The organism is Streptomyces sp. NPDC055099 (assembly GCF_053607685.1).
Genome location: NZ_JBSGUA010000011.1, coordinates 164,159 through 185,658 on the forward strand (window position 1 = coordinate 164,159; position 21,500 = coordinate 185,658).

The following is a 21,500-nucleotide window of genomic DNA, read 5'->3' on the forward strand; positions in this document are numbered from 1 at the left end:
AGCGCCCGGCGGGGGCTTCTGACCCCGCCCGGAGCCCCGTCGGCGACCACCCGGCGTGTTGTCGGGCCGCGCCGAAATCGCGGCCCGACAACTTTCAGATATTAGCTCACCCATGGTTCAGTCGTGAGGAACATCTTGTGAGACGAATGAAGAAGCTTGTCTCGTCGCTTTTCTCTCCGGTGCCCATATCCCGGGACCGTGCCCTGGGTATATCTGAGCGGCTTTCCGCGCTCACCACTCTCTCCTCCTCCCTCGAATATCTTCACCAGCACAAGCAGCTGGACCCCGGTGGGCTGAACGACTGGGAAATCATGAAGGAGGCCCCGGAGACCAAGAACCTGGCCATTCGTAAACTCACCGAGGCCGTCAGCGGCAAAAAGGTGACGGTGGCGATACACGTCGCCCGAGCCGCCGTGAGCGCCGGGCTCCTTCTTCCGGGAAACAGCAGATGGCGCGGGGCCGGAAATCTGTTCCTCACCGCTTCCACCTCCGTCCTGCAGACACGCCACCGCTATGGCACGGACGGTTCGGACCAGGTGGCGAACCTGGTGCAGACCGCCAACGGCCTCGCCCGCCTCTCGAAGAGCTCACAGACCAAGGACGCGCTCCTGTGGTACGTGGCGATGCAGGCGAGCCTCTCGTACGCGGCCTCCGGCTGGGTCAAGCTCATCGGCGAGAAGTGGCGCGACGGCTCGGCACTGCCGGGAGTGATGCGCACCCGCACCTATGGGTTCGAGAGCGCCTACCGCCTCACCCAGCGCTATCCCCGGACCGCGAAGTACCTGCAGCACAGCGTGCTCGCGATGGAATGCCTCTTCCCGGTCGTGTATCTCGCCGGCGGCAAGCTGACCCGCCCGATGATCGCGGCAGCGGGAAGTTTCCACGTGGCCAACGGATTCGTCATGGGACTCGGCCGCTTCATGACGGCTTTCCCGGCCATGCACCCCATGGTCGCCTACACCACGGCCCCCAAGACGCACCCGCTGGTGGCGGGCCGTGACGACCGCGCGGTGAAGGCCGCGGGCCTGCTCCTCGCCGGAGGCGCCGCCGTCGCCGCCGCGGTCGCCGCCCAGCGCCGCGCCGTGGTCCTCGAAGGCTGGCCCACGTCACGGAAGTTCGTCACCCGGCACGGCAACGAGCTCATGTACGAGACGGGCGGCCGGGACGACGAGACCAACGCCCCGGTGCTCGTCTTCTGCGCGGGACTCACCTCGACGTCCGAGCACTTCGCCTGGATCACCGAGCGGTTCGTGAACGACTCGGACCACGCGGTCGTCGCCTACGCGCGCGCCGGATACGCGGGCAGCCTCCGCCGCACCAACGCGCCCTTCGTCCTGGACGAGTCGGTCGACGACCTCGAGGACCTGATCCGCGCCACCGTGCCCGCGCACCGCAAGGCCGTCCTGGTCGGCCACTCCCTGGGCGGAGAGCTGATCCGCCGGGTCTCGGCCCGTATCCCGGACCGGGTGGCGGGCCTCGTCTACCTCGACCCGTCCCACCCCGCCGAACTGCAGCGCTCCGAGCGCCAGAGCGACGGTGCGAAGGACCTCAACGACAACATCACGCACGCCGCCCGCTACCTCTCCCTGGGCACCGGCATCCTCATGAGCCGCCCCGCGTGGCTCGACAGGCTCCCGGCGAACTACCGGGACAAGGTGTTCGCCCAGTACACCGACGCCCGCCTCTGGAAGGCCGGCCGGCGTGAATGGGCCGCGGTCGAGAAGGACTTCAGGTCCTTCGACGGCGACCTGCCGCAGGTGGCCGCGCCCGCGCTGATCATCGCCGCCCAGCAGACCGTGGACCAGGACCCCGAGCAGCTTCTGATGTACAACGAACTCGTCCGCGTACACCAGGGCGGCGAGGTGAAGATCGTCGACGGGGCCGACCACGACTCCCTGCTGACCAACGCGCTGTACGCCCACAAGACGGTGCAGCACATGACCGACTTCCTGAAGCCCGGTGCGGACGAAGCGCCCGGCGAGCCCGCCGTCGAGGGACAAGGAGCACAGAGGTGAAGCCGACAGCCCTGCTCAAGGACACGTTCACCGGTCCCGGGTCCATGGCGCGCGTCGTGGGCGCGGGGATGCTGGTGGCGACCGTCGCCGCACAGCACCCGCACCCGGCGTTCGACCGGGTCCGCTCCAAGGACCTCTTCTCGTTCATCCCGAACTGGAAGTTCTTCGCCCCGAACCCGGCGACGCACGACTTCCACTACGTCTACCGCACCCTCGACCACACGGGCGGCACATCGGAGTGGAGCGAGATCGACATGATCGAACCCCGCAGGATGTACCAGGCGTTCTGGTTCGCCACCCGCCGCCCGGAGAAGTCGGTGTTCGACCTGTGCACCGCCATCCTCCAGCAGGCCACCAAGGCCGGGGCGACGGAGGTGCAGAAGACCTCCTCCTACCGTGTCCTTGCCGAGTTCATCCGCAAGACGATCCGCGAGCAGCAGGGCGAGGCGAACGTCAAGGGCTTCCAGTTCGCGGTCGTACGCGCCGCGGGGCACGACACCAGCGAGGAGCCGGAGCCGCTGTTCATCTCCCCGTACACCCCGATGCGCAGGGTCGGTCCGCACCTGGCCGCGGCCTGAGCACACCGAGAACCACCGCCACACCGAGCACCAGTGTTGGAGAACGCGCCATGACCACCGCTCCGATCCCCGCCGACGACTTCGTCGGCTACCTCCGCACCTACACCGCCGACGCCTTCGCCTCCGAGCGGAGCCTCGAAGACGTCTGGGACCGCTATCACGTCCCGGACGCCGTGCACGTGGTCAACCGGAAGCAGCGCGACCGCGACGGCGCCCTGAAGAACCTCGCGCAGTGGCGGGCGGACCAGACGCCGTACGAGCTGTGGATCCACGAGGCGGTGGTGGACGGCAACCGTGCCGCCGCCCGCTACACCATCAGCAAGCCCCTGGTGATGCAGGTACGGCACAACACCGAAGCGGTGATCTTCGCCGACCTCGCGGACGACGGACGCGTCGCGTCCACCGTCACCACCGCGCGGTCGACCTACGGATGGGGCGGCTCCGACACCGCGACCTGGGACAGCGACGCGGCATCCGCCGGCGAGCCGAGCGGTACGCCGACGGACCCCGCGGCCTACCTCACGACCTTCGCGGAACTGGCCAACGACCCGGCCGTGCCCCTCGAAGAGGCCTACGACCGGTTCCACACCCCGGACTCCGTCCAGTACATCAACGGCACGTCGATGCAGCGCCCCGCGGCCCTGCAGTCCCTCGCCGTAGCCCGCGACAAGGGACCCGACTACACCCTGGACGTCCACACGGCGCTCACCCAGGGCAACCGCTTCGCCGCGCGCTACTCCATGGTGCCCTCGCAAGGCGGGCGCAAGGCGGGCGAGATGGAGGTCTTCACCTTCGGCGAGTTCGCCGACGACGGCCGCGTCCGCCTCCTGCGCTCCGTCATGCAGACCAGGAGCGGCTACTGGCCCACCTGAGCCGCGCCCCACTTCGAGTCGCGCCCCAGCCCCCGGACACCGCCCATGGGAAGTGAAGTCCCGTCATGACCAGCACAGTTGCAGACATCGGCTACGGCGCGCAGTTCGCGAAGTGGTACGACCGGATCTTCCCCAAGGGCGCCGACGCGCAGGCCACCGCGGACGCCCTGGCCCGGCTCCACCCCGACCCCGAAGCCGGGACCATCGAGTTCGGGGTCGGCACCGGACGCGTCGCGATACCGCTCTCCCAGAAAACCGGACAGGTCACGGGGGTCGACTCGTCCCCGGAGATGCTGGCCCAACTCGCCGACGCCCCGGGGAGCGAACACGTCGTCCCCGTGCACGCGGACATCCGTACGTACACCGACACCCGTACCTACGGCCTGGTGTACGTGGTGTGCGGAACGCTGTCGATGCTGCTCAGCCCCGAGGACCAGCAGGAGACGGTGCGCCGGGCCGCCGAACTGCTGTGCCTTGGCGGCCGGTTGGTGGTGGAGACCGGCAACCGGCCCGCGGTGGAGGCACTCCACGAGGGTCAACTGCGCACCACCCTCTTCACGCCCTACCCGGAGCCGGGAACGGGCCTGCAGACCCACTCCACGCTCACGGCCGAACTCTGGCAGTGCTCCCACATCTGGTACGAGTCCGACGGCAGCACCCGTGTCGGCAGCGAAGTGGCGCGCCTCACGACCCCCGACGAGGTCGACGAATACGCCACGGCGGCCGGCCTCACCCCCGAGGGCCGCCACGCCGACTGGAACCTCTCCCCTTACACCGAGCAGTACCCGATGTTCTTGACCACGTACACGAAGAGCGCCTGAGCCACCGCCGGTGCAGCGAGCGGCACAAGGGAGGAACCATGATGACAACAAGCCGTGCGGTGTGGTTCGCGGTCACGTTCGCCTTCGCCGCGCCGGGCATGTCCGCGCTGTTCCGGGAGAACGGACGGCTCACCGGCCGGGCGATGGCCCTCGGCATCGTCTTCGCCGCGAGCATCGCCGTGATCATGGCCATCTCCTGCGGCCGGGACGCGTCGTGAACTTCTCCGCGATCGTCCGGCGCCACCGGGTACTCCTCGCCGTAGGCATCCTCCTCGGCCTCGGCGGCACCGCCGCGACCCTCGTGCAGCCGCTCCTCATCGGTGACCTGATCGAAGCCGTCTCCCTGGACAAGTCCACGACCTGGCCGATCCTGTCCATCGCCGGACTGTTCGTCGCCGACGCCGCGCTCGCCGCCACGCACTTCTACCTGATCGGCAGGGCGGGCGAGAACATAGTCCTCGACATGCGCTCCACCCTCACCGGACGACTGCTCCACTCCCGGATACGGGCCTTCAACAAGCTCGAACACGGTGATGTGTTCACCCGTACCGTCTCCGACACCTCGCTCGCCCGGATCGCCCTGTCCTCGTCCGTCGCCCAGATGATCACGGCCGGATTCACCACGGTCGGCTGCGTCGCCGTCATGGCCTGGATCGACTGGCGGCTGCTCCTGGTCACGGCCGGCTGCCTCGGCGCCGCGTCCACTCTCGCGCTGTTCCTGGCCAGGGCCGTCCGCAAGGCGGCGGTCCAGAACCGCGAGGACACCAGCGACTACGGGTCCGGGCTCCTACGGGTCCTCGGCGCGCTCACCACGGTCAAGGCCTCCGGCGCCGAGCAGCGCGAGGCCGAGCGGATCGACGCGCTCGCCGACGCCGCACGCGGCAGCGGAATCAGGGTGACCCGGCTGTCGGCGATGCTGATGCCCGCGATGAACGTGGGCACGCAGGTCTCGCTCGCGGTGGTGATCACCTGGGGCATGGCCCGCACCACCACGGGAGCCCTCCCGGCCGCGGACCTCACCTCCTTCATCATGTACCTGTTCTATCTCGTCTCGCCGCTGGTCACGCTCTTCATGTCGTTGGGGGAGTTCCAGCAGGGCCGGGCCGCCATCGACCGCGTCGACGACCTAGCCACCATCGACCAGGAGACCGTCGGGGCCCCGGCAGACCCCGTGGCGGCGCGGAACCGGGACCAGGCCGACGCCACCGCCGCCGTCGAGTTCCAGAGCGTCACCTTCAGCTACTCCGACACCGCGCCCCGAGCCCTCGACGACGTCTCGTTCACGCTCCCCGCCACCGGCGTCACCGCGATCGTCGGACCGTCGGGCGCGGGCAAGTCCACCCTGTTCCAGCTGATCGAACGCTTCTATGACCCCGACAAGGGAACGGTCCGGGTCTCGGGCGACGACGTCTCCCTCCTGCCGCTGCGTGAACTCCGCTCCCGTATCGGCCTGGTCGAGCAGGACTCCCCGCTCATGCGGGGCACGGTCCGCGAGAACCTCGTCTACGCCCGGCCCGACGCCACACCGCAGGAGATCGCGCAGGCCGTGGAGGCGGCCCACCTCACCGACGTCGTCGCCGCCCTGCCGGACGGCCTCGACACCCGCCTGGGGGAGGGCGGCGCAGGGCTGTCGGGCGGCCAGCGCCAGCGCCTGGCCATCGCCCGGGCGCTGCTGACCCGCCCCGCGGTCCTGCTCCTCGACGAGGCCACGTCGAACCTGGACTCGGATTCCGAGGGGGCGTTGCGCTCCGCCCTCACCACCATCGGAGCCACCTGCCAGGTGCTCACGATCGCCCACCGCATCTCGACCACGGCAGGCGCCGACGAGATCCTGGTCATCGAACAAGGCCGACTGAGGGCCCGCGGCAGCCACCTGCGGCTGATGGCGGAGGACGCCACCTACCGGCGCCTGGCCGGCCAGCAGTTGGCCCCCGTCGGAGCCTCGTAGAAAGCCGTCCCCACCGTCCCGTCACTTCACCGTGACAGGATGCGGGCGCCGCCCGAACCGACACACCTGCGAAGAGGTGCACATGCTCGTGATGCTGTGGAAGCGCTATGGCCTGGTGTTCGCCGCCGGTGCCTTGTGCATCGTGGTGAACGCCCAAGGGCTCGGCCCGCTCTGGTTCACCGGCGTGGCGCTGCTGATCGTCGGTCAGACCATGCGCGTGACACTGATCCGCACCCAGCGTCCGCCCCTGGACCGCGAGCCGTTGCTCCTGCGCATGCCCGTCGCCGGGCGCTGGACGGCGCTCAACGGCCCGGCCACGAAGGTTCCCAGCCACACCCACAGCCATGCGCAGACCTACGCCATCGACCTGATGCACGTCCCCGAAGCGAGCGGCGACGGCGTCACGCCGCAGGCTCCGCCCTTCCGCTGGCTCTGGCCGCTCGCCCGGCGCCCCCGCCTCTACCCCACCTACGGCATGCCCGTGCTCGCCCCGGCCGACGGAGTCGTCGTCGCGACGGGGCGACGTCAGCGCGACCACCTGTCGCGCATGTCGCTGCCGGCCTTCCTCTACCTCTACCTGGAGGGCTTCATCCGCAGCCTCGGCTGGCCGAGCCACCTCATGGGAAACCACATCATCCTGGACATCGGCGACGGCGTGTACGCGGCCTTCGCGCACCTACGGCGCGGCTCGCTGCGCGTGGCCGTGGGAGACCGGGTGGCGGCGGGCCAGGAAATCGCCGAATGCGGCAACTCCGGCAACTCCTCCGAGCCCCACCTGCACTTCCAGCTCATGGACGGCCCCGACGTGATGACGGCACGCGGTGTCCCGTTCGCCTGGCACTACCGCGACGACGAGGGCGTGGAGCACACCGGCGTACCCGAGGACAGCACGCACTGTGTCCCCGCCGGACCGCTCCCCGTGACGGCCGGGACGGATTCGGCCGAGGACCCGGATTCCCGCCGCCGGTGACCGGCAACGCGAAAGCGCTGGTCGGGATCGCTCCCGACCAGCGCTTCCGTGGTCAATCTCTGGTGTCCGAGGGGGGACTTGAACCCCCACGCCCGATAAAGGGCACTAGCACCTCAAGCTAGCGCGTCTGCCATTCCGCCACCCGGACCGGTGGTCTCTCGCGGTTTCCCGCGGCGACGTGGAAAACCATAGCAAACATTCGGGGGCCTCCGATCACACAGGTCAGGTGCGTGAACGGGGCGTGACGACGGGTGCCCGGTCTTGGGTGTCGGAGGGGGAACGCGGGAGGATGAGGGGGACCACCAGCAGCGATAGCGGGAGGAACCATCGTGAGCGAGCCGAGCAGGGCCGACAGGGCGGGCGACGCGGACCGGTCGCGGACCGTCACCGGTGAGGACGAGGTCGTCGACCTCTGCCGCGATCTCATCCGCATCGACACGAGCAACTACGGCGACCACTCGGGTCCGGGCGAGCGCAAGGCCGCCGAGTACGTCGCGGAGAAGCTCGCCGAGGTGGGTCTGGAGCCGCAGATCTTCGAGTCGCACCCCGGCCGCGCCTCCACGGTGGCCCGCATCGAGGGCGAGGACCGCTCCCGGCCCGCGCTGCTCATCCACGGCCACACCGACGTCGTACCGGCCAACGCACAGGACTGGCGGCACCACCCCTTCTCCGGGGAGATCGCGGACGGCTGTGTGTGGGGCCGCGGCGCGGTCGACATGAAGGACATGGACGCGATGACCCTCGCGGTCGTCCGGGAACGCATGCGCACCGGCCGCAAGCCCCCGCGCGACATCGTGCTGTCCTTCATGGCCGACGAGGAGGCCGGCGGCACGTACGGCGCGCGCTATCTCGTCGACAACCACCCGGAGCTCTTCGAGGGCGTCACGGAGGCCATCAGCGAGGTCGGCGGCTTCTCCTTCCAGGTGAACGAGGACCTGCGGCTCTACCTCATCGAGACTGCCCAGAAGGGCATGCACTGGATGAAGCTGACCGTGGACGGCACCGCGGGCCACGGTTCGATGATCCACAAGGACAACGCCATCACGGAACTCTCCGAGGCCGTGGGCCGGTTGGGGCGCCACAAGTTCCCGGTGCGGGTGACCAAGACGCTGCGGCACTTCCTGGACGAGCTCGGCGACGCGCTCGGCACCGAGCTCGACCCCGAGAACATGGACGAGACGCTCGCCAAGCTCGGCGGCATCGCCAAGCTCATCGGCGCCTCCCTGCAGAACACCGCCAACCCGACCCAGCTGGGCGCGGGTTACAAGGTCAACGTCATCCCGGGCCAGGCGACGGCGCACGTCGACGGCCGCTTCCTGCCGGGTTACGAGGAGGAGTTCCTCGCCGACCTGGACCGGCTCCTCGGCCCGAACGTCAAGCGCACGGACGTGCACGCGGACAAGGCCCTGGAGACCACCTTCGACGGCGCGCTCGTCGACGCCATGCAGACGGCGCTCCAGGCCGAGGACCCGATCGCCCGCGCCGTGCCGTACATGCTCTCGGCGGGCACCGACGCCAAGTCCTTCGACGACCTCGGCATCCGCGGCTTCGGCTTCGCGCCGCTGAAGCTGCCCCCGGAGCTGGACTTCGCGGGCATGTTCCACGGCGTGGACGAGCGGGTGCCGGTGGACGGCCTGAAGTTCGGGGTGCGCGTGCTCGACCGGTTCATCGACGCGTCCTGAGCGCCGGCGAGTTTCTCCAATAATCGTCAGCGCGTGCGTACTTGACTGAAAAGAGTGAAAGCAACCATAGGCTCGTAGCCCCATTACCTCCTGCTCGTTACAGGTGGTGCGGTCCGCGGCTGGGATCGCATTGCCAACAAGGAGGAATAATGCTGAAGAAGATCGTCGCTGCTGCGGCTGCCACTGGTGGTCTCGTGCTCGCTGGTGCGGGTATCGCTGCTGCCGACGCCGGCGCCCAGGGTGCCGCCGTGGGTTCTCCCGGTGTGCTCTCGGGCAACGTCGTCCAGGCGCCCATCCACGTTCCGGTGAACGTCTGTGGCAACACGGTCTCCGTGATCGGGCTCCTGAACCCCGCCTTCGGCAACACCTGCGCCAACGTCTGACGTTGTTGTGCCTCACCCCATGAGGGTCTGAGTCTGTCGGCCCCGGAGTGCGAGCCATGCACTCCGGGGCCTTCCGGCATTCGGTGTGCGCGCCCCGAGGCGCGCACGCATTCCTGAAGGTCATAAGGCAGGGAAAACCTATGCGACAGGTCACTCGTAAAGGCCTGATCACGGTGGCGGCCGCGACGGGCGTGCTCGCCATCAGCGGTGGATACGCGCAAGCCGACTCGGGCGCCCGCGGGGGAGCATCGGATTCTCCGGGCGTCGCGTCCGGCAACTCGGTCCAGCTCCCGGTCCACGTGCCGCTGAACGTCTGCGGCAACAGTGTCAACGTCGTCGGGGTGCTCAACCCCGCGGCGGGCAACAACTGCGTCAACACCTCCGACGAGGGTGGCAGCGGCCACGACAAGCCCTCGGGCGGCGGCTCGTCGGCGGACGGGCACGCCAGTGACTCGCCCGGCGTGGCCTCGGGCAACGACGTCCAGCTGCCGGTCGACGTGCCGGTGAACGTCTGCGGCAACAGCGTCACCATCGTCGGCCTCGGCAACGCGACCGGCGGCAACGACTGCGCCAACGACTCGGGCGAGGGCACCCCGCCGGGCGGCGAGAAGCCGCCCACGAAGCCCGAGCAGCCGCCGGGCGGCCCGGAGAAGCCGGAGACGCCGGGGGAGCCGGGGACGCCGGGGTCGCCGGGAACTCCGGAGAATCCGGGCGGCGGGCAGGAAGAGCCGGGGGGCCCGGGTGGGCCGGGCGAGAAGCCGGTGGACGACCGGGCGATGCCGAACCAGCCGGGGGCGCAGACCATCGCGCAGCCCAAGGGCTCGGAGTCGCTCGCTCAGACGGGCAGCGAGCTGCCGATCGGCGTCGTCCTCCCGGTCGGTGCGGGCATGCTGCTCGCGGGCACGGTGCTGTACCGCAGGACGCGGACGAACGCCTGATCAGGGTGCGCTTCGCCCCCTGATCCGGTGCGCGCGACGGAGGGTGTCCCGCCTGGTCGGGGCACCCTCTCCGCGCGTTCGCTCACCTCACCAGGTGGCCCGCAGCTGGCGGATGATCCGCCGCTTCAGCCGCACCCTGCGGCTGCCGTCCGTACGCAGGCTCAGGCGGTCCAACTCCCAGTGCCCGTACTCCGCGTGGTCCGTCAGCAGGCGCGTCGCTTCCTTGCGGGTGACCCCGCGCGGCACATACACGTCGACAAATTCGTATTCCGGCATCGCATCTATTGTGCAAGTACAGGCCCGGTACGGATAGCGTCTGCACTATGTCTGATGCTGCGCAGCCCACCGCTGCCGAGGTACGCGCCGCCGCCGAGGCGGTCAAGACCGCGCTTGACCGTCACCTTGCCGCGGTCGAACGCAGGTCGGGCGATGACGACCCGGCCGTCTACGAAGCGTTCAACGAGCTGGCCGCCGCGGCCGAGGAGTACGACGAGCTTCTCTACGACCGCCATGACGAGGTCACCCCCTTCGAGATCCCCGGTTCGGACAGCGGAGTGCTGCCGCCGTACCAGGGCCCTGAGGAGGCGAACGCGCTCAGCGTGCTGATCCGCAGGGACTACGCCGTGGCGGAGCCGCAGCGGCTCCTCGCGCAGGCCCAGCGGATCGCGGACCTCGACGAGGGCACCTCGGGCGAGAGCTCCGCGGCCGCCGCGGCCGGCAGCAGTGTGCACGCCGCGCTCGGCATTCTCTTCGGTGAGTTCGAACCGGACGAAATCGCCTCCCGGCACAAGGAGTTCGGCCTGGAGGAGGGCGATTCCACGCTCTGGGTCACCGCGGCGGACGAACCCCCCGAGCCGGGGGAGTGGCTCGACACCCCCTTCGACCAGGCGGACCCGCACCGGGTCCTGTGCCGGTTCGACGTCAGCGCGGTCTTCGACGACGAGCCGGACGACGACGGGCCCGAGGTCGACGCCGTGGCGGTGCTCGAGGAGCTCGACGGGGTCGATGAGGTCGACGAGGTGGACGTGCTCGACATCGACGACGACAGAAGACCCCTGGACGCGGATCGCTGACCCTCGCGCCTGCGGGTGCCGCTGGTCCTGGCGGCCACCGGCACCCGCAGGCGAGGGCAGGGCCCTCGTCTCAGGGCGCGGCGGGTGCTGCGGGCGGCGTGGCGGGCACCTGGGGGCGCAGGAGGGTCTGGAGGCGCGTCGTGCGGGCCTTGGCGGGGATCTCCGCCACCGCGCGCGGCAGTGCCTGCTCGGCGCCCTGGACGACCGACAGGTGACGCTCACCGCGGCTGAAGGCGGTGTAGACCCAGGGCCTGCTCAGGGCCGCGGTCGCGTCGCCGGGCAGCACCACGACCGCCGCGGGCCAGCTCAGGCCCACGGCCTGGTGCGCGGTGAGGGCCCAGGCGTGCCGCACCGTCTGCTCCACCTGCTCCTTCGCCACGACGACGGGCGCGCCGTCACACTCCAGGTGCAGCCCCTCCGCGTCGGCCCGCAGGACCCGGCCAAGGGTCGTGCGGCCGGGCGCCGGGACGTGGGCCACGCGGTCGCCGGGGTCGAACCCGCCGAACTGGCCGGGGCCGGGGTTCAGCCGCTCCTTGAGCGCGGTGTTCAACGCCCGCGTGCCGGCGGCGCCGCCGTGCCCGGGAGTGATCACCTGGGTGTCCTCCGGGGGCACCCCGATCGCCCGCGGCACCGAGTCCGCCACGAGCTGCACCGTGCGGTGGACCGCCTCGCCCGCGTCGCGCACGGGGACGATCACGACTTCCTTGCCCGGCGCCTCGACCTGGTTCAGCTCGCCGATGCCGATGCCGGACACCAGCTCCCCGATGGGGCCCGGGTCCGGGACGCGTGAGACGACCTGCGGGCAGCAGCGCGCCGCGAGGAGGTCCGCGAAGACGCGGCCCGGACCCGCCGACCAGAGCACCCCCGGGTCGCCGCTCAGCAGCAGGCGGGCACCGTCCGGCAGGGACTCCACCAGCATCGCGGCACACTCCACGTCCAGCTGCGGCGCGTCGAGGACCACCAGGAGGTCGAGGGCGAGCGCGCCGTCCCTGTCCCGTCCCGGACCCTCCGCTCCCGACAGGAGCCCGGCCACGGTCGCGGTGCCGCTCTCCCGCGGGCCCGCCTCGTCCTGGCCCGCCTCGTCCGTGCCCGCGAGCCCGGCGACGCGGCGCCGGCCCGCGGAGCTGTGCGTGGCCGCCCAGGCGCGCAGGCCGAGGCCCGCGGCCACCTTCAGCACCGCGGCGGGCTCGGCGCGTGCCGCCTCGCCGCCGGTGTGCAGGACGAGTCCGTGACCGGCCACCGCGCGGATCAGCTCGGCGGTGGAACCCGACGCCTCGCCCGCCGCGGACTCCCAGTCGGCGGCCAGCGGACCCGAACCCTCTTCCTTGGACAAAGAGTTGATCACCCGGGCGAGCCCGTCGGCGAGGCTCTCCTCCGCGAGGGCGTACTGCTCGAGGCCGACCAGGACGCGGACCGGCTGCTCCGCCTCCTCGCCCTCGCCGTCGGCTTCCTCCCGCGCCGGGGCCGGCGCCCCCGGTGTCTCGATCGCGTCCTGGAAGACCAGGATGTCGCCCTCCGCGATGGCGCTCTGCACCGCCGCGTCCGGGTCGGGCACGGCACGCCGGCCCAGCGCCGTGGTGAGCGCCGCCGCGTCCAGGGCCGTGTGACCCGCGACGGCCGCCTGCTCCAGGAGCCAGGCGGTGATCGCGCGTCCCCTGCGCTCGTCGTCGGGCCCGCACTCCGCGCCGAGCAGCGCACGCGCGAACCCGTCGGCCTGCTCCGTGCGCACGCCGCTGACCCGCAGCAACTGCCAGGGATCGGCGCGCAGTTGTTCATCGGCGCCCTCGCCGAGCACCGCCGCCGTCCGTGCCGCGAGGGCGGCGGGCGCCCCTCCGTCGGCGAGGACGGCACGGACCGCTTCCACGGCCTCGTCGCCGGGACCCGAGGGGGCCGAAACGACGGGCTGGGGCCGCCGCACGGGCTCCGGCGCGGTCCTGCGGGGCGCGGGCGCGGGCTCGCTGAAGGCGCTGGCGACCGGCTTCTCGCCGCTCTCCACCGCGCGTACGGCGGCCAGCAGATCGGCGGCCTTGCCGCTGAGCTTGGCCCCGGCGTCGACCGGCCCCTGCTTGGCGGCCTTCCGCTCGGCGATCCGCTCCTGGAGCTCCCGCTGGGCGGCGATCTCCGCCTCGGTCTCGGAGAGTTCCTTGCTCTCCGCGGCGGCTTCGCCCTCCGCGGCGGCTGTGTCGGCGGTGGCCTCCGAAGCCTGTGCCGCGTCCTCCTCCGGTGCCTCGACCCCGGTCTCCTCGGGGGCAGCGGCCTCCGCTTCCTCCGCGGCAGCGGTCTCCGGCTCCGTACTCACAGCGTGCTCCAGTCGTGATCGGGGTAGCGGTGCACGGGCGCCGACACGTCGTCGAGAGCCCGGCAGATCTCGTCAGGAAGACTAAGGGTCTCCACTGACAATGCGGCCGTGAGCTGCTGCGCGTTGCGCGCGCCGACGATCGGCGCGGTCACTCCGGGGCGGTCGCGCACCCACGCGAGGGCGACCTGCAGGGGCGTCGCCGCGAGGCCGTCCGCGGCCGTGGCGAGCGCGTCGACGATGCGGCCCGCGTCCTCGTCCAGATAGGGCGCGACGAACGGCGCGAGGTGCTCGGAGGCGCCGCGCGAGTCGGCCGGGGTGGAGTGGCGGTACTTCCCGGTGAGCACGCCGCGGCCGAGCGGCGACGAGGGCAGCAGGCCCACGCCGAGGTCCATCGCGGCGGGCAGCAGCTCCCGCTCGACGCCGCGCTGCAGCAGGGAGTACTCCATCTGCGCGCCGGCGAGACGGGTCCGTGTGCCCGGGGCCGCGAGCTGCCACGTCGCCGCCTTGGCGAGCTGCCAGCCCGAGAAGTTCGAGATGCCCGCATAGCGCGCCCGGCCGCTGCTGACGGCGATGTCCAGGGCCTGGAGCGTCTCGTCCAGGGGCGTGCAGGGGTCGAAGGCGTGCAGCTGCCACAGGTCCACGTAGTCCGTGCCCAGGCGGGCCAGGGAGGCGTCGAGCGCGGAGAGGAGGTGGCCCCGGGAGCCGTCGAAGCGGCGGTCGGGGTCCGGCACGCTGCCCGCCTTGGTCGCGATGACCAGATCGCGCCGCGGCACGAGCCGTTCTATGAGTCGGCCGAGCAGGTACTCGGCCTCCCCGTCGCCGTACACATCCGCCGTGTCGACGAGGCTGCCACCGGCTTCCCAGAACACCTTCAGCAGATCGGCGGCGTCGCTCTCCTGGGTATGGCCCCAGGTGAGGGTGCCGAGTCCGATCCGGGACACGCGAAGGCCGGTACGGCCGAGATGCCTCTGCTCCATGGGCGCTGAGATTACTGGCCGTGCTCCAGCGGCGTGAGGGGCTGTGGACAAACCCGCGCCTGTGGAAAACCCGCGAACCCCCGGCCGTCCCCCGGGCACACCCCCGCGCCCGACCCTGACGGGCCCCGCGCCCGCGCGCTACAGTCCCCGGCACAGGTACGTTACTGCTCAGTAAGGGGATTCGGCCATGCAGCTCGGGATCAACCTCGGCTACTGGGGCGCGGGGATGGACGCGGACAACCTCGCCGTCGCCAAGGAGGCCGACAAGCTCGGCTACGCGGTCTGCTGGGCCGCCGAGGCCTACGGCTCGGACGCCGCGACGGTGCTGTCCTTTGTGGCCGCGCAGACCGAACGCATCGACATCGGCTCCGCGATCTTCCAGATCCCGGCCCGGCAGCCCGCGATGACCGCCATGACGGCGGCGACGCTCGACTCGCTCTCCGGTGGCCGCTTCCGCCTGGGCCTCGGCGTCTCCGGACCGCAGGTCTCCGAGGGCTGGTACGGCGTCAAGTTCGACAAGCCGCTGGCCCGCACCCGCGAGTACGTCGAGATCGTCCGCAAGGCGATGACGCGCGAACGCCTCAGCCACGAGGGCGAGCACTGGACGCTCCCGCTGCCGGGAGGACCGGGCAAGCCCCTCAAGCTGACCGTGCACCCGCAGCGCGAGCACATCCCGCTGTACGTCGCCGCGATCGGCCCCAAGAACCTGGAGCAGACCGGCGAGATCGCCGACGGCGCCCTGCTGATCTTCCCCGCCGCCGAGCACCTGGAGGAGACCGCGATCCGGCACCTGCGGGCGGGGCGCGAGAAGGCGGGCAAGACGATGGACGGCTTCGACGTCGTCCCGACGGTGCCGCTCGCCGTGGGCGACGACGTCAACGGCCTCGCGGACATGTTCCGCCCGTACACCGCGCTCTACGTGGGCGGCATGGGCAGCCGCAAGCAGAACTTCTACAACCAGCTCGCCCAGCGCATGGGTTACGAGAAGGAAGCCGCCGAGATCCAGGACAAGTACCTGTCCGGCGACAAGGAGGGCGCGGCGGCAGCTGTGCCGCACCAGCTGATCGACTCGACCACGCTGCTCGGCTCCGTGGACCGCATCGCCGACCGGATGCAGGCCTACGCGGCCGCCGGGGTCACCACGCTGACACTGGCGCCGGCCGGCTTCACGCTGGACGAGCGGATCGCGGCCCTGCGCGCGGGTACGCAGGCGCTGGAGCGCGCCGGCCTGGCGTAACCGAGGGGGAAAGTTCTGCGGCCGTGGTGGGGGCTCGGGGGTCTTCCCCGCCACGGCCGTCACGGGGCACAACGCGTCATGGAGCCCGTCGGTTACGGCCCCGTCCGTGGGCAACCGTCCTTCGTTTGGCGGAGCTGTCCGTGACACCTGTTGCCACACCCGCGCCATCGCCTTTGACTTGTTCTTTGCGGAGGTCCGCGCGGAGGGCATGGAGGTGCCACTGATGCTGTCGGCCAGGAGTGTCTTCGAGGAGATCCTCGACAACGACGAGTCGTTCCAGCTCTTCTGTTCCATCGCCGCCAGCGGGGAGTCGCAGGGCGGCTGGGAGAACGGGCGCATCGCGGCGCTGCTTCCCGAGAGCGCGCGGGCTCTCACCGCCAAGGTCACCCGGCACGGCGCCGACGAGGAGAAGCACGGGCGGATCTTCAACGCCCTGCTGAAGAAGCGCGGCCTCGAGCCCGTCCCCGTCCCGCCCGAGACCGACTACACCATGCTCCTGGAGCAGCGGGGCATCGGTCTCGCGCACGAGAAGCTGCGCCGTGAGGAGCCGCTGACCGAGCGGGACGTCGTCGTCTACCTCGCGCACAGCCGCGTCACCGAACAGCGGGCCGCCGACCAGATGGACATGCTCGTCAAGTACTTCGGCGACCACCCCGAGGTCGGCAAGGCCATCCGGATGATCTGCCACGACGAGGACAACCACCTGGCGTACTGCCACGAGGAGCTGCTGGGCCTGGCGGCTGCCGGTCACGGGCGGACGATCCTGGACACCCTGCAGGAGTGCGCCCGCGCCGAGACGCGCGTGTACCGCGACGTGAGCATCGCCGTGATGGGCCACATGGGACGCATCCTGGGCTGGCCGAAGCCCAAGGCGGCGGCGCTCGCCGCGGGCGTCAACGCCCTCTACGCGGTCGAACGGCTCGGCGGCTGGCGGCGGATGGTGTCCCTGAAGATGCCCGAACGGCGCGACGCCCTGGGCGGGCCCGCCACCTCGGCCGCCGGATTCGCGTGACCCGAACGCCCCATGGCGCGAAGGACCCTAGAGCCAGCCGCGGTGCTTGAACAGCCGGTAGAGGAAGAACTCGATCCCGGCCATCAGCAGGATCACCGCCGGATAGGACCACAGCCAGCGCAGCTCGGGCATGTGGTCGAAGTTCATGCCGTAGATCCCGGCGATCATCGTCGGCACCGCGGCCATGGCCGCCCACGCCGAGATCTTCCGCATGTCGTCGTTCTGCCGCACGCTCATCTGCGCCAGGTGCGCGGAGAGGATGTCGGACACCAGGCGGTCGAGGCTGTCCACCCAGTCGTTAACGCGCGTCAGATGGTCGCTGACGTCCCGGAAGAACGGCTGGGCCGTCTCCTTCACGAACGGCACGTCGGGCGCGAAGGGCCCCGACCCGGACAGACGCATCATGGGCATCGCCAACGGCCCCGTGGCCCGGCGGAACTCGACGATCTGCCGCTTGAAACGGTAGATCCGGGACGCCGTGTTGCGGCTACCCCCGCTGTCGGGCGAGAAGACCTCCGCCTCCAGCTCCTCCAGGTCGGTCTGCAGCTCGCCCGCGACCTCCAGGTAGTGGTCGACCGTGGCGTCGGCGACCGCGTACAGGACCGATGTGGGGCCGTGCCTGAGCATCTCCGGCTCGGCTTCCATGCGATGGCGTACGGCACCGAGGGGCGAGCCCTCGCCGTGCCGGACCGTCACCACGAAGCCCTCGCCGATGAAGACCATGACCTCGCCCGACGACACGGCGTCGCTGTCCGGCTCGTACACGACCGGCTTCAGGACCACGAAGAGAGAGTCGTCGAACACCTCCAGCTTGGGCCGCTGATGCGCCTTCAAGGCGTCCTCCACCGCCAGCGGATGCAGCCCGAACTCCCTGCTGACCTCGTCGAACTCGTCCTCGGTCGGTTCGTGCAGGCCCACCCAGACGAAGGCGTCCCCCGCGGCACGTGCCTCGCCCAGGGCCACCGAGAAGTCCGCCTCGCACTCGGTGCGGCGCCCGTCCTGGTACATCGCGCAGTCCACGATCACGGAGGGCATTCTTCCGAACCTCTGCCCGAGCCGCACCCCCGCGTCGGCTTAGGCTGGCCCGCATGCCCACGCTGATCCTCGTCCGGCACGGACGATCCACCGCCAACACCGCGGGCCTGCTCGCCGGGTGGACCCCCGGCGTGGCCCTGGACGAGCGCGGCGCCGCACAGGCCGCCGCGCTCCCCGGGCGCCTCGCGGACCTGCCGCTCGCCGAAGTCGTCGCGAGTCCGCTGCAGCGCTGCCAGGAGACCGTCGCGCCGCTGCTCGCCGCCCGGCCGGACCTGCGGGCGCACACCGACGACCGCATCGGGGAGTGCCACTACGGCGACTGGTCGGGCCGCAAGCTGGCCGAGCTGTCCGACGAGCCGCTGATGGAGGTCGTACAGCAGCATCCGTCGGCCGCCGCCTTCCCGGGCGGCGAGTCCATGCGCGCCATGCAGACGCGGGCCGCCGAGGCCGTACGCGAGTGGAACGCGCGCGTGGAGCGCGATCACGGCCCCGACGCCGTCTATCTGATGTGCTCGCACGGCGACATCATCAAGTCCCTGGTCGCGGACGCCATCGGCCTCCACCTGGACCTCTTCCAGCGCATCTCCGTGGAGCCCTGCTCCGTCACCGCCATCCGCTTCACGCGCCTGCGCCCCTTCCTCGTACGCCTGGGGGACACCGGTGACTTCGGGTCGCTCGCGCCCCGCGCGGAGCCGTCGGGCAGCGACGCGGCGGTGGGAGGCGATGCGGGAGCACCGTGATCGTCACCCGCAGTAGGGTGCAGTCGTCGCGCCGAACGAGCGCCAATGATCAACCGCAGTCGATCCCAATGGAGACAGGACGTGTCGCGTCAGGTGTTCCTCTACGACCCGCCGGAACGCTTCGTGGCCGGAACGGTCGGACTCCCCGGCCGGCGTACCTTCTTCCTCCAGGCCTCCGCGGGAGTCCGGGTGACCAGTGTCGCCCTGGAGAAGACGCAGGTGGCCGCCCTGGCCGAACGCATGGAAGAGCTGCTGGACGAGGTGGTGCGCCGCAGTGGCGGCAACACCCCCGTGCCCGCGGTGGCCCCCTCGGAGGTCAGTGACAGCGCGCCCCTCGACTCACCCGTCGAGGAGGAGTTCCGGGTCGGCACGATGGCGCTGGCCTGGGACGGCGACGAGGAGCGGATGATCGTCGAGGCGCAGGCCCTGGTCGAGCTGGACGCCGAGTCCGACGAGGATCTCGCGGAAGCCGAGGAAAGGCTTCTGCAGGACGAGGAGAACGGGCCGCCGATGCTGCGCGTGCGGCTCACCGGGGCGCAGGCGCGCGCGTTCGCCAAGCGCGCCCTCGACGTCGTGAACGCGGGGCGGCCGCCGTGCCCGCTGTGCAGCCTCCCGCTCGACCCGGAAGGACACGTATGCCCGCGCCAGAACGGATACCGGCGGGGCGCGTGAGCGTGGCCTCCGGCACCGACACCATGGAGTTGCTCGCCCGGGGCGAGCTGACCGTGCGGGGGCGCATCCGCGAGGCCTCGAACGCGGTGCTCTACTGCTCCGTCTCGTACGAGGGCCGGGAAGCCGCCTGCGTCTACAAGCCGGTCGCCGGGGAGCGTCCCCTGTGGGATTTCCCCGACGGGACGCTCGCGCAGCGGGAGGTGGCCGCGTACGAGGTCTCCGAGGCGACGGGGTGGGGCCTGGTCCCGCCGACCGTCCTGCGGGACGGGCCGCACGGCGAGGGCATGTGCCAGCTGTGGATCGAGGGCTCGCCCGATGCCGAGCTGCTCGCCCTGGTCGAGGGCGACGAACCCGGCGCGGGGTGGAAGGCGATCGGCTTCGTCGACGTGGGGGAGGGGCGGACGGCGCTCCTCGTGCACGCGGACGACGAGCGGCTGCGGCGGCTCGCGGTCCTCGACGCGGTGATCAACAACGCGGACCGCAAGGGCGGGCATCTGCTGCCGGGTTCCGGCGGGCGGTTGTACGGCATCGACCACGGGGTCACGTTCAACGCCGACGACAAGCTGCGGACGCTGTTGTGGGGGTGGGCGGGGGAGCCGCTTTCCGCCGAGGCGGTGGGGGTTCTGGAGTCGCTGCGGGACGGGCTTGGCGGCGGGGAGCCGCTGGCCCTGCGGCTGGGGAAGCTGATCACCGGGGCTGAGGTGGACGCGCTCCGCGCGAGGGTGGACGCCCTGCTGGCGTCCGGGAAGCATCCCGTGCCCGGCGGGGAGTGGCCCGCCATTCCGTGGCCGCCGGTTTAACAGGGACCCCGCAGCTTCGGCGTTCCGCCTGCGGAACGCCTGCCCACAGCCGGGAGGCTGCCGGGTGATCGGGTGGGTGGGCGGGAAAGATCCGCCGCGCAGCGGCGGCTTGATCGCACCGCTCAAGGCGTCCCCGCCAGGCCCCCCACTCGTATGCGGACGCTCCGTCCGGTTAGGCTCATGGAATGCATGCCTGGCCCGCTTCTGAGGTCCCCGCCCTTCCTGGCAAGGGCCGCGACCTCCGGATCCACGACACCGCGACCGGCGGTCTTGTCACCCTTGACCCCGGTCCCGTCGCCCGTATCTACGTCTGCGGCATCACTCCGTACGACGCCACCCACATGGGTCACGCGGCGACCTACAACGCGTTCGACCTCGTGCAGCGCGTGTGGCTCGACACCAAGCGGCAGGTTCATTACGTCCAAAACGTGACCGACGTGGACGACCCGCTCCTGGAACGCGCCACCCGCGACGGCAAGGACTGGGTCGAGCTCGCCGAGGGTGAGACCGCCCTGTTCCGTGAGGACATGACCGCCCTGCGGCTGCTCCCTCCGCAGCACTACATCGGAGCCGTCGAGGCGATACCCGGCATCGTGCCGCTCGTCGAACGGCTCCGGGACATGGGCGCCGCCTACGAGCTGGAGGGCGACGTCTACTTCTCGGTCGAGTCCGACCCGCACTTCGGCGAGGTGTCGGGTCTCGACGCCGCCGCGATGAAGCTGCTCTCCGCCGAGCGCGGCGGCGACCCGGACCGCCCGGGCAAGAAGGACCCGCTCGACCCGATGCTCTGGATGGCGGCCCGTGAGGGCGAGCCGAGCTGGGACGGCGCCTCGCTCGGCCGGGGCCGCCCCGGCTGGCACATCGAGTGCGTGGCCATCGCCCTCGACCACCTGGGCATGGGCTTCGACGTGCAGGGCGGCGGCTCCGACCTCGCCTTCCCGCACCACGAGATGGGTGCCTCGCACGCCCAGGCGCTCACCGGTGAGTACCCCTTCGCCAAGGCGTACGTGCACGCCGGCATGGTCGCCCTGGACGGCGCGAAGATGTCCAAGTCCAAGGGCAACCTGGTCTTCGTGTCGAAGCTGCGGCGGGACGGGACCGACCCGGCCGCCATCCGCCTCGCACTCCTGGCGCACCACTACCGCGCCGACTGGGAGTGGACCGACGCGGTCCTGACCGAGGCCGTGGAGCGCCTCGGCCGGTGGCGTGCCGCCGTCTCGCGCCCCGACGGACCCTCCGCCGACGCCCTCGTAGAGGAGATGCGCGAAGCCCTGGCCGACGACCTGGACGCTCCGGCCGCGCTCGCCGCGGTCGACGCGTGGGCCGCCCGCCAGGAGGCGGAGGGCGGCACGGACGAGGGCGCCCCCGGCGTCGTGTCCCGCGCGGTCGACGCGCTGCTCGGCGTGGCCCTGTAGTCGGTCGCCGACCGCTGAGGTCATCCGGAGCGA

Annotated in this window: 21 protein-coding genes and 1 tRNA gene; 17 read left to right on the forward strand and 5 right to left on the reverse strand. The window is 71.1% G+C overall.

Translation table 11 applies throughout. The features are described 5' to 3' along the window. Positions 1 to 146: 146 nt before the first annotated feature. The 7 genes from ACWFRU_RS26145 to ACWFRU_RS26175 all read left to right on the forward strand — a co-directional run bounded on the left by ACWFRU_RS26145 (position 147) and on the right by ACWFRU_RS26175 (position 7,204). Positions 147 to 2,015 (forward strand): alpha/beta fold hydrolase, encoded by a 1,869-nt coding sequence (locus ACWFRU_RS26145; protein ID WP_453690605.1) that lies wholly within the window; start codon positions 147 to 149, stop codon positions 2,013 to 2,015. After that, entirely contained in the window at positions 2,012 to 2,593 is a 582-nt protein-coding gene (locus ACWFRU_RS26150; RefSeq protein WP_451213847.1) for a hypothetical protein, read from the forward strand. Before ACWFRU_RS26145 ends, ACWFRU_RS26150 begins: the two co-directional genes overlap by 4 nt. Positions 2,594 to 2,643: 50 nt before the next feature. Beyond that, on the forward strand, positions 2,644 to 3,465 hold the full coding sequence (locus ACWFRU_RS26155) for a nuclear transport factor 2 family protein (RefSeq protein WP_453690606.1): 822 nt from the start codon (positions 2,644 to 2,646) through the stop codon (positions 3,463 to 3,465). Between the two features lie 65 nt (positions 3,466 to 3,530). Then, positions 3,531 to 4,286, forward strand: a complete 756-nt coding sequence (locus tag ACWFRU_RS26160) for a class I SAM-dependent DNA methyltransferase (protein ID WP_453690607.1) — start codon at positions 3,531 to 3,533, stop codon at positions 4,284 to 4,286. A gap of 38 nt (positions 4,287 to 4,324) precedes the next feature. Continuing rightward, positions 4,325 to 4,504 carry a hypothetical protein gene (locus ACWFRU_RS26165; protein WP_453690608.1) on the forward strand — a complete coding sequence of 60 codons (180 nt, stop codon included), beginning with the start codon at positions 4,325 to 4,327 and terminating at the stop codon, positions 4,502 to 4,504. Further along, positions 4,501 to 6,234 (forward strand): ABC transporter ATP-binding protein, encoded by a 1,734-nt coding sequence (locus tag ACWFRU_RS26170; protein WP_453690609.1) that lies wholly within the window; start codon positions 4,501 to 4,503, stop codon positions 6,232 to 6,234. Before ACWFRU_RS26165 ends, ACWFRU_RS26170 begins: the two co-directional genes overlap by 4 nt. Positions 6,235 to 6,316: 82 nt before the next feature. Then, complete coding sequence (locus tag ACWFRU_RS26175; RefSeq protein WP_453690610.1) at positions 6,317 to 7,204, forward strand: M23 family metallopeptidase; 888 nt, start codon at positions 6,317 to 6,319, stop codon at positions 7,202 to 7,204. Between the two features lie 60 nt (positions 7,205 to 7,264). Here ACWFRU_RS26175 and ACWFRU_RS26180 read toward each other — a convergent pair. Next, positions 7,265 to 7,352, reverse strand: a tRNA-Leu gene (locus ACWFRU_RS26180). A gap of 181 nt (positions 7,353 to 7,533) precedes the next feature. On the opposite strand from ACWFRU_RS26180, the gene ACWFRU_RS26185 reads away from it, so the two are divergent. From ACWFRU_RS26185 to ACWFRU_RS26195, 3 genes are all read left to right on the forward strand, one after another. Continuing rightward, entirely contained in the window at positions 7,534 to 8,886 is a 1,353-nt protein-coding gene (locus ACWFRU_RS26185) for a M20/M25/M40 family metallo-hydrolase (RefSeq protein WP_363210839.1), read from the forward strand. A 149-nt stretch (positions 8,887 to 9,035) separates the two neighbouring features. After that, positions 9,036 to 9,269: a chaplin ChpH gene (gene chpH, locus ACWFRU_RS26190; protein ID WP_363210840.1), complete on the forward strand. Its 234-nt coding sequence runs from the start codon at positions 9,036 to 9,038 to the stop codon at positions 9,267 to 9,269. Between the two features lie 140 nt (positions 9,270 to 9,409). Further along, a complete protein-coding gene (locus tag ACWFRU_RS26195) occupies positions 9,410 to 10,207 on the forward strand; it encodes a chaplin family protein (protein WP_453690611.1) in 798 nt (265 codons plus the stop codon). Positions 10,208 to 10,294: 87 nt separating this feature from the next. Here the strand turns inward: ACWFRU_RS26195 and ACWFRU_RS26200 are convergent, their stop codons facing one another. After that, on the reverse strand, positions 10,295 to 10,483 hold the full coding sequence (locus tag ACWFRU_RS26200; RefSeq protein WP_363210842.1) for a DUF5703 family protein: 189 nt from the start codon (positions 10,481 to 10,483) through the stop codon (positions 10,295 to 10,297). A gap of 47 nt (positions 10,484 to 10,530) precedes the next feature. On the opposite strand from ACWFRU_RS26200, the gene ACWFRU_RS26205 reads away from it, so the two are divergent. Continuing rightward, complete coding sequence (locus ACWFRU_RS26205; RefSeq protein WP_453690612.1) at positions 10,531 to 11,280, forward strand: hypothetical protein; 750 nt, start codon at positions 10,531 to 10,533, stop codon at positions 11,278 to 11,280. A gap of 70 nt (positions 11,281 to 11,350) precedes the next feature. On the opposite strand, the gene ACWFRU_RS26210 is transcribed toward ACWFRU_RS26205, so the two are convergent. Together ACWFRU_RS26210 and ACWFRU_RS26215 are read right to left on the reverse strand one after the other, a co-directional pair. After that, positions 11,351 to 13,579, reverse strand: a complete 2,229-nt coding sequence (locus tag ACWFRU_RS26210; RefSeq protein ID WP_453690613.1) for a helix-hairpin-helix domain-containing protein — start codon at positions 13,577 to 13,579, stop codon at positions 11,351 to 11,353. Beyond that, the gene (locus tag ACWFRU_RS26215; protein WP_453690614.1) at positions 13,576 to 14,556 is read right to left on the reverse strand and encodes an aldo/keto reductase; all 981 of its coding nucleotides are present in this window, start codon (positions 14,554 to 14,556) and stop codon (positions 13,576 to 13,578) included. Before ACWFRU_RS26215 ends, ACWFRU_RS26210 begins: the two co-directional genes overlap by 4 nt. A 187-nt stretch (positions 14,557 to 14,743) precedes the next feature. On the opposite strand from ACWFRU_RS26215, the gene ACWFRU_RS26220 reads away from it, so the two are divergent. Then, positions 14,744 to 15,793 carry an LLM class F420-dependent oxidoreductase gene (locus ACWFRU_RS26220; protein ID WP_453690615.1) on the forward strand — a complete coding sequence of 350 codons (1,050 nt, stop codon included), beginning with the start codon at positions 14,744 to 14,746 and terminating at the stop codon, positions 15,791 to 15,793. Between the two features lie 223 nt (positions 15,794 to 16,016). Continuing rightward, positions 16,017 to 16,805, forward strand: coding sequence for a ferritin-like domain-containing protein (locus ACWFRU_RS26225; protein WP_453690734.1), 789 nt, complete (start codon positions 16,017 to 16,019; stop codon positions 16,803 to 16,805). 27 nt (positions 16,806 to 16,832) lie between these two features. Here the strand turns inward: ACWFRU_RS26225 and corA are convergent, their stop codons facing one another. Beyond that, on the reverse strand, positions 16,833 to 17,840 hold the full coding sequence (corA, locus tag ACWFRU_RS26230) for a magnesium/cobalt transporter CorA (protein WP_453690616.1): 1,008 nt from the start codon (positions 17,838 to 17,840) through the stop codon (positions 16,833 to 16,835). A gap of 53 nt (positions 17,841 to 17,893) precedes the next feature. Between corA and ACWFRU_RS26235 the strand changes: the two genes are divergently transcribed. The 4 genes from ACWFRU_RS26235 to mshC all read left to right on the forward strand — a co-directional run bounded on the left by ACWFRU_RS26235 (position 17,894) and on the right by mshC (position 21,467). Further along, the gene (locus ACWFRU_RS26235; RefSeq protein WP_453690617.1) at positions 17,894 to 18,580 is read left to right on the forward strand and encodes a histidine phosphatase family protein; all 687 of its coding nucleotides are present in this window, start codon (positions 17,894 to 17,896) and stop codon (positions 18,578 to 18,580) included. Positions 18,581 to 18,661: 81 nt separating this feature from the next. Next, positions 18,662 to 19,252 (forward strand): DUF3090 domain-containing protein, encoded by a 591-nt coding sequence (locus ACWFRU_RS26240; RefSeq protein ID WP_363210848.1) that lies wholly within the window; start codon positions 18,662 to 18,664, stop codon positions 19,250 to 19,252. Beyond that, positions 19,216 to 20,052, forward strand: coding sequence for an SCO1664 family protein (locus ACWFRU_RS26245; RefSeq protein ID WP_453690618.1), 837 nt, complete (start codon positions 19,216 to 19,218; stop codon positions 20,050 to 20,052). The genes ACWFRU_RS26240 and ACWFRU_RS26245 overlap by 37 nt, the downstream gene beginning before the upstream one ends. A gap of 185 nt (positions 20,053 to 20,237) precedes the next feature. After that, positions 20,238 to 21,467: a cysteine--1-D-myo-inosityl 2-amino-2-deoxy-alpha-D-glucopyranoside ligase gene (gene mshC / locus ACWFRU_RS26250; protein ID WP_453690619.1), complete on the forward strand. Its 1,230-nt coding sequence runs from the start codon at positions 20,238 to 20,240 to the stop codon at positions 21,465 to 21,467. Positions 21,468 to 21,500: the final 33 nt, after the last annotated feature.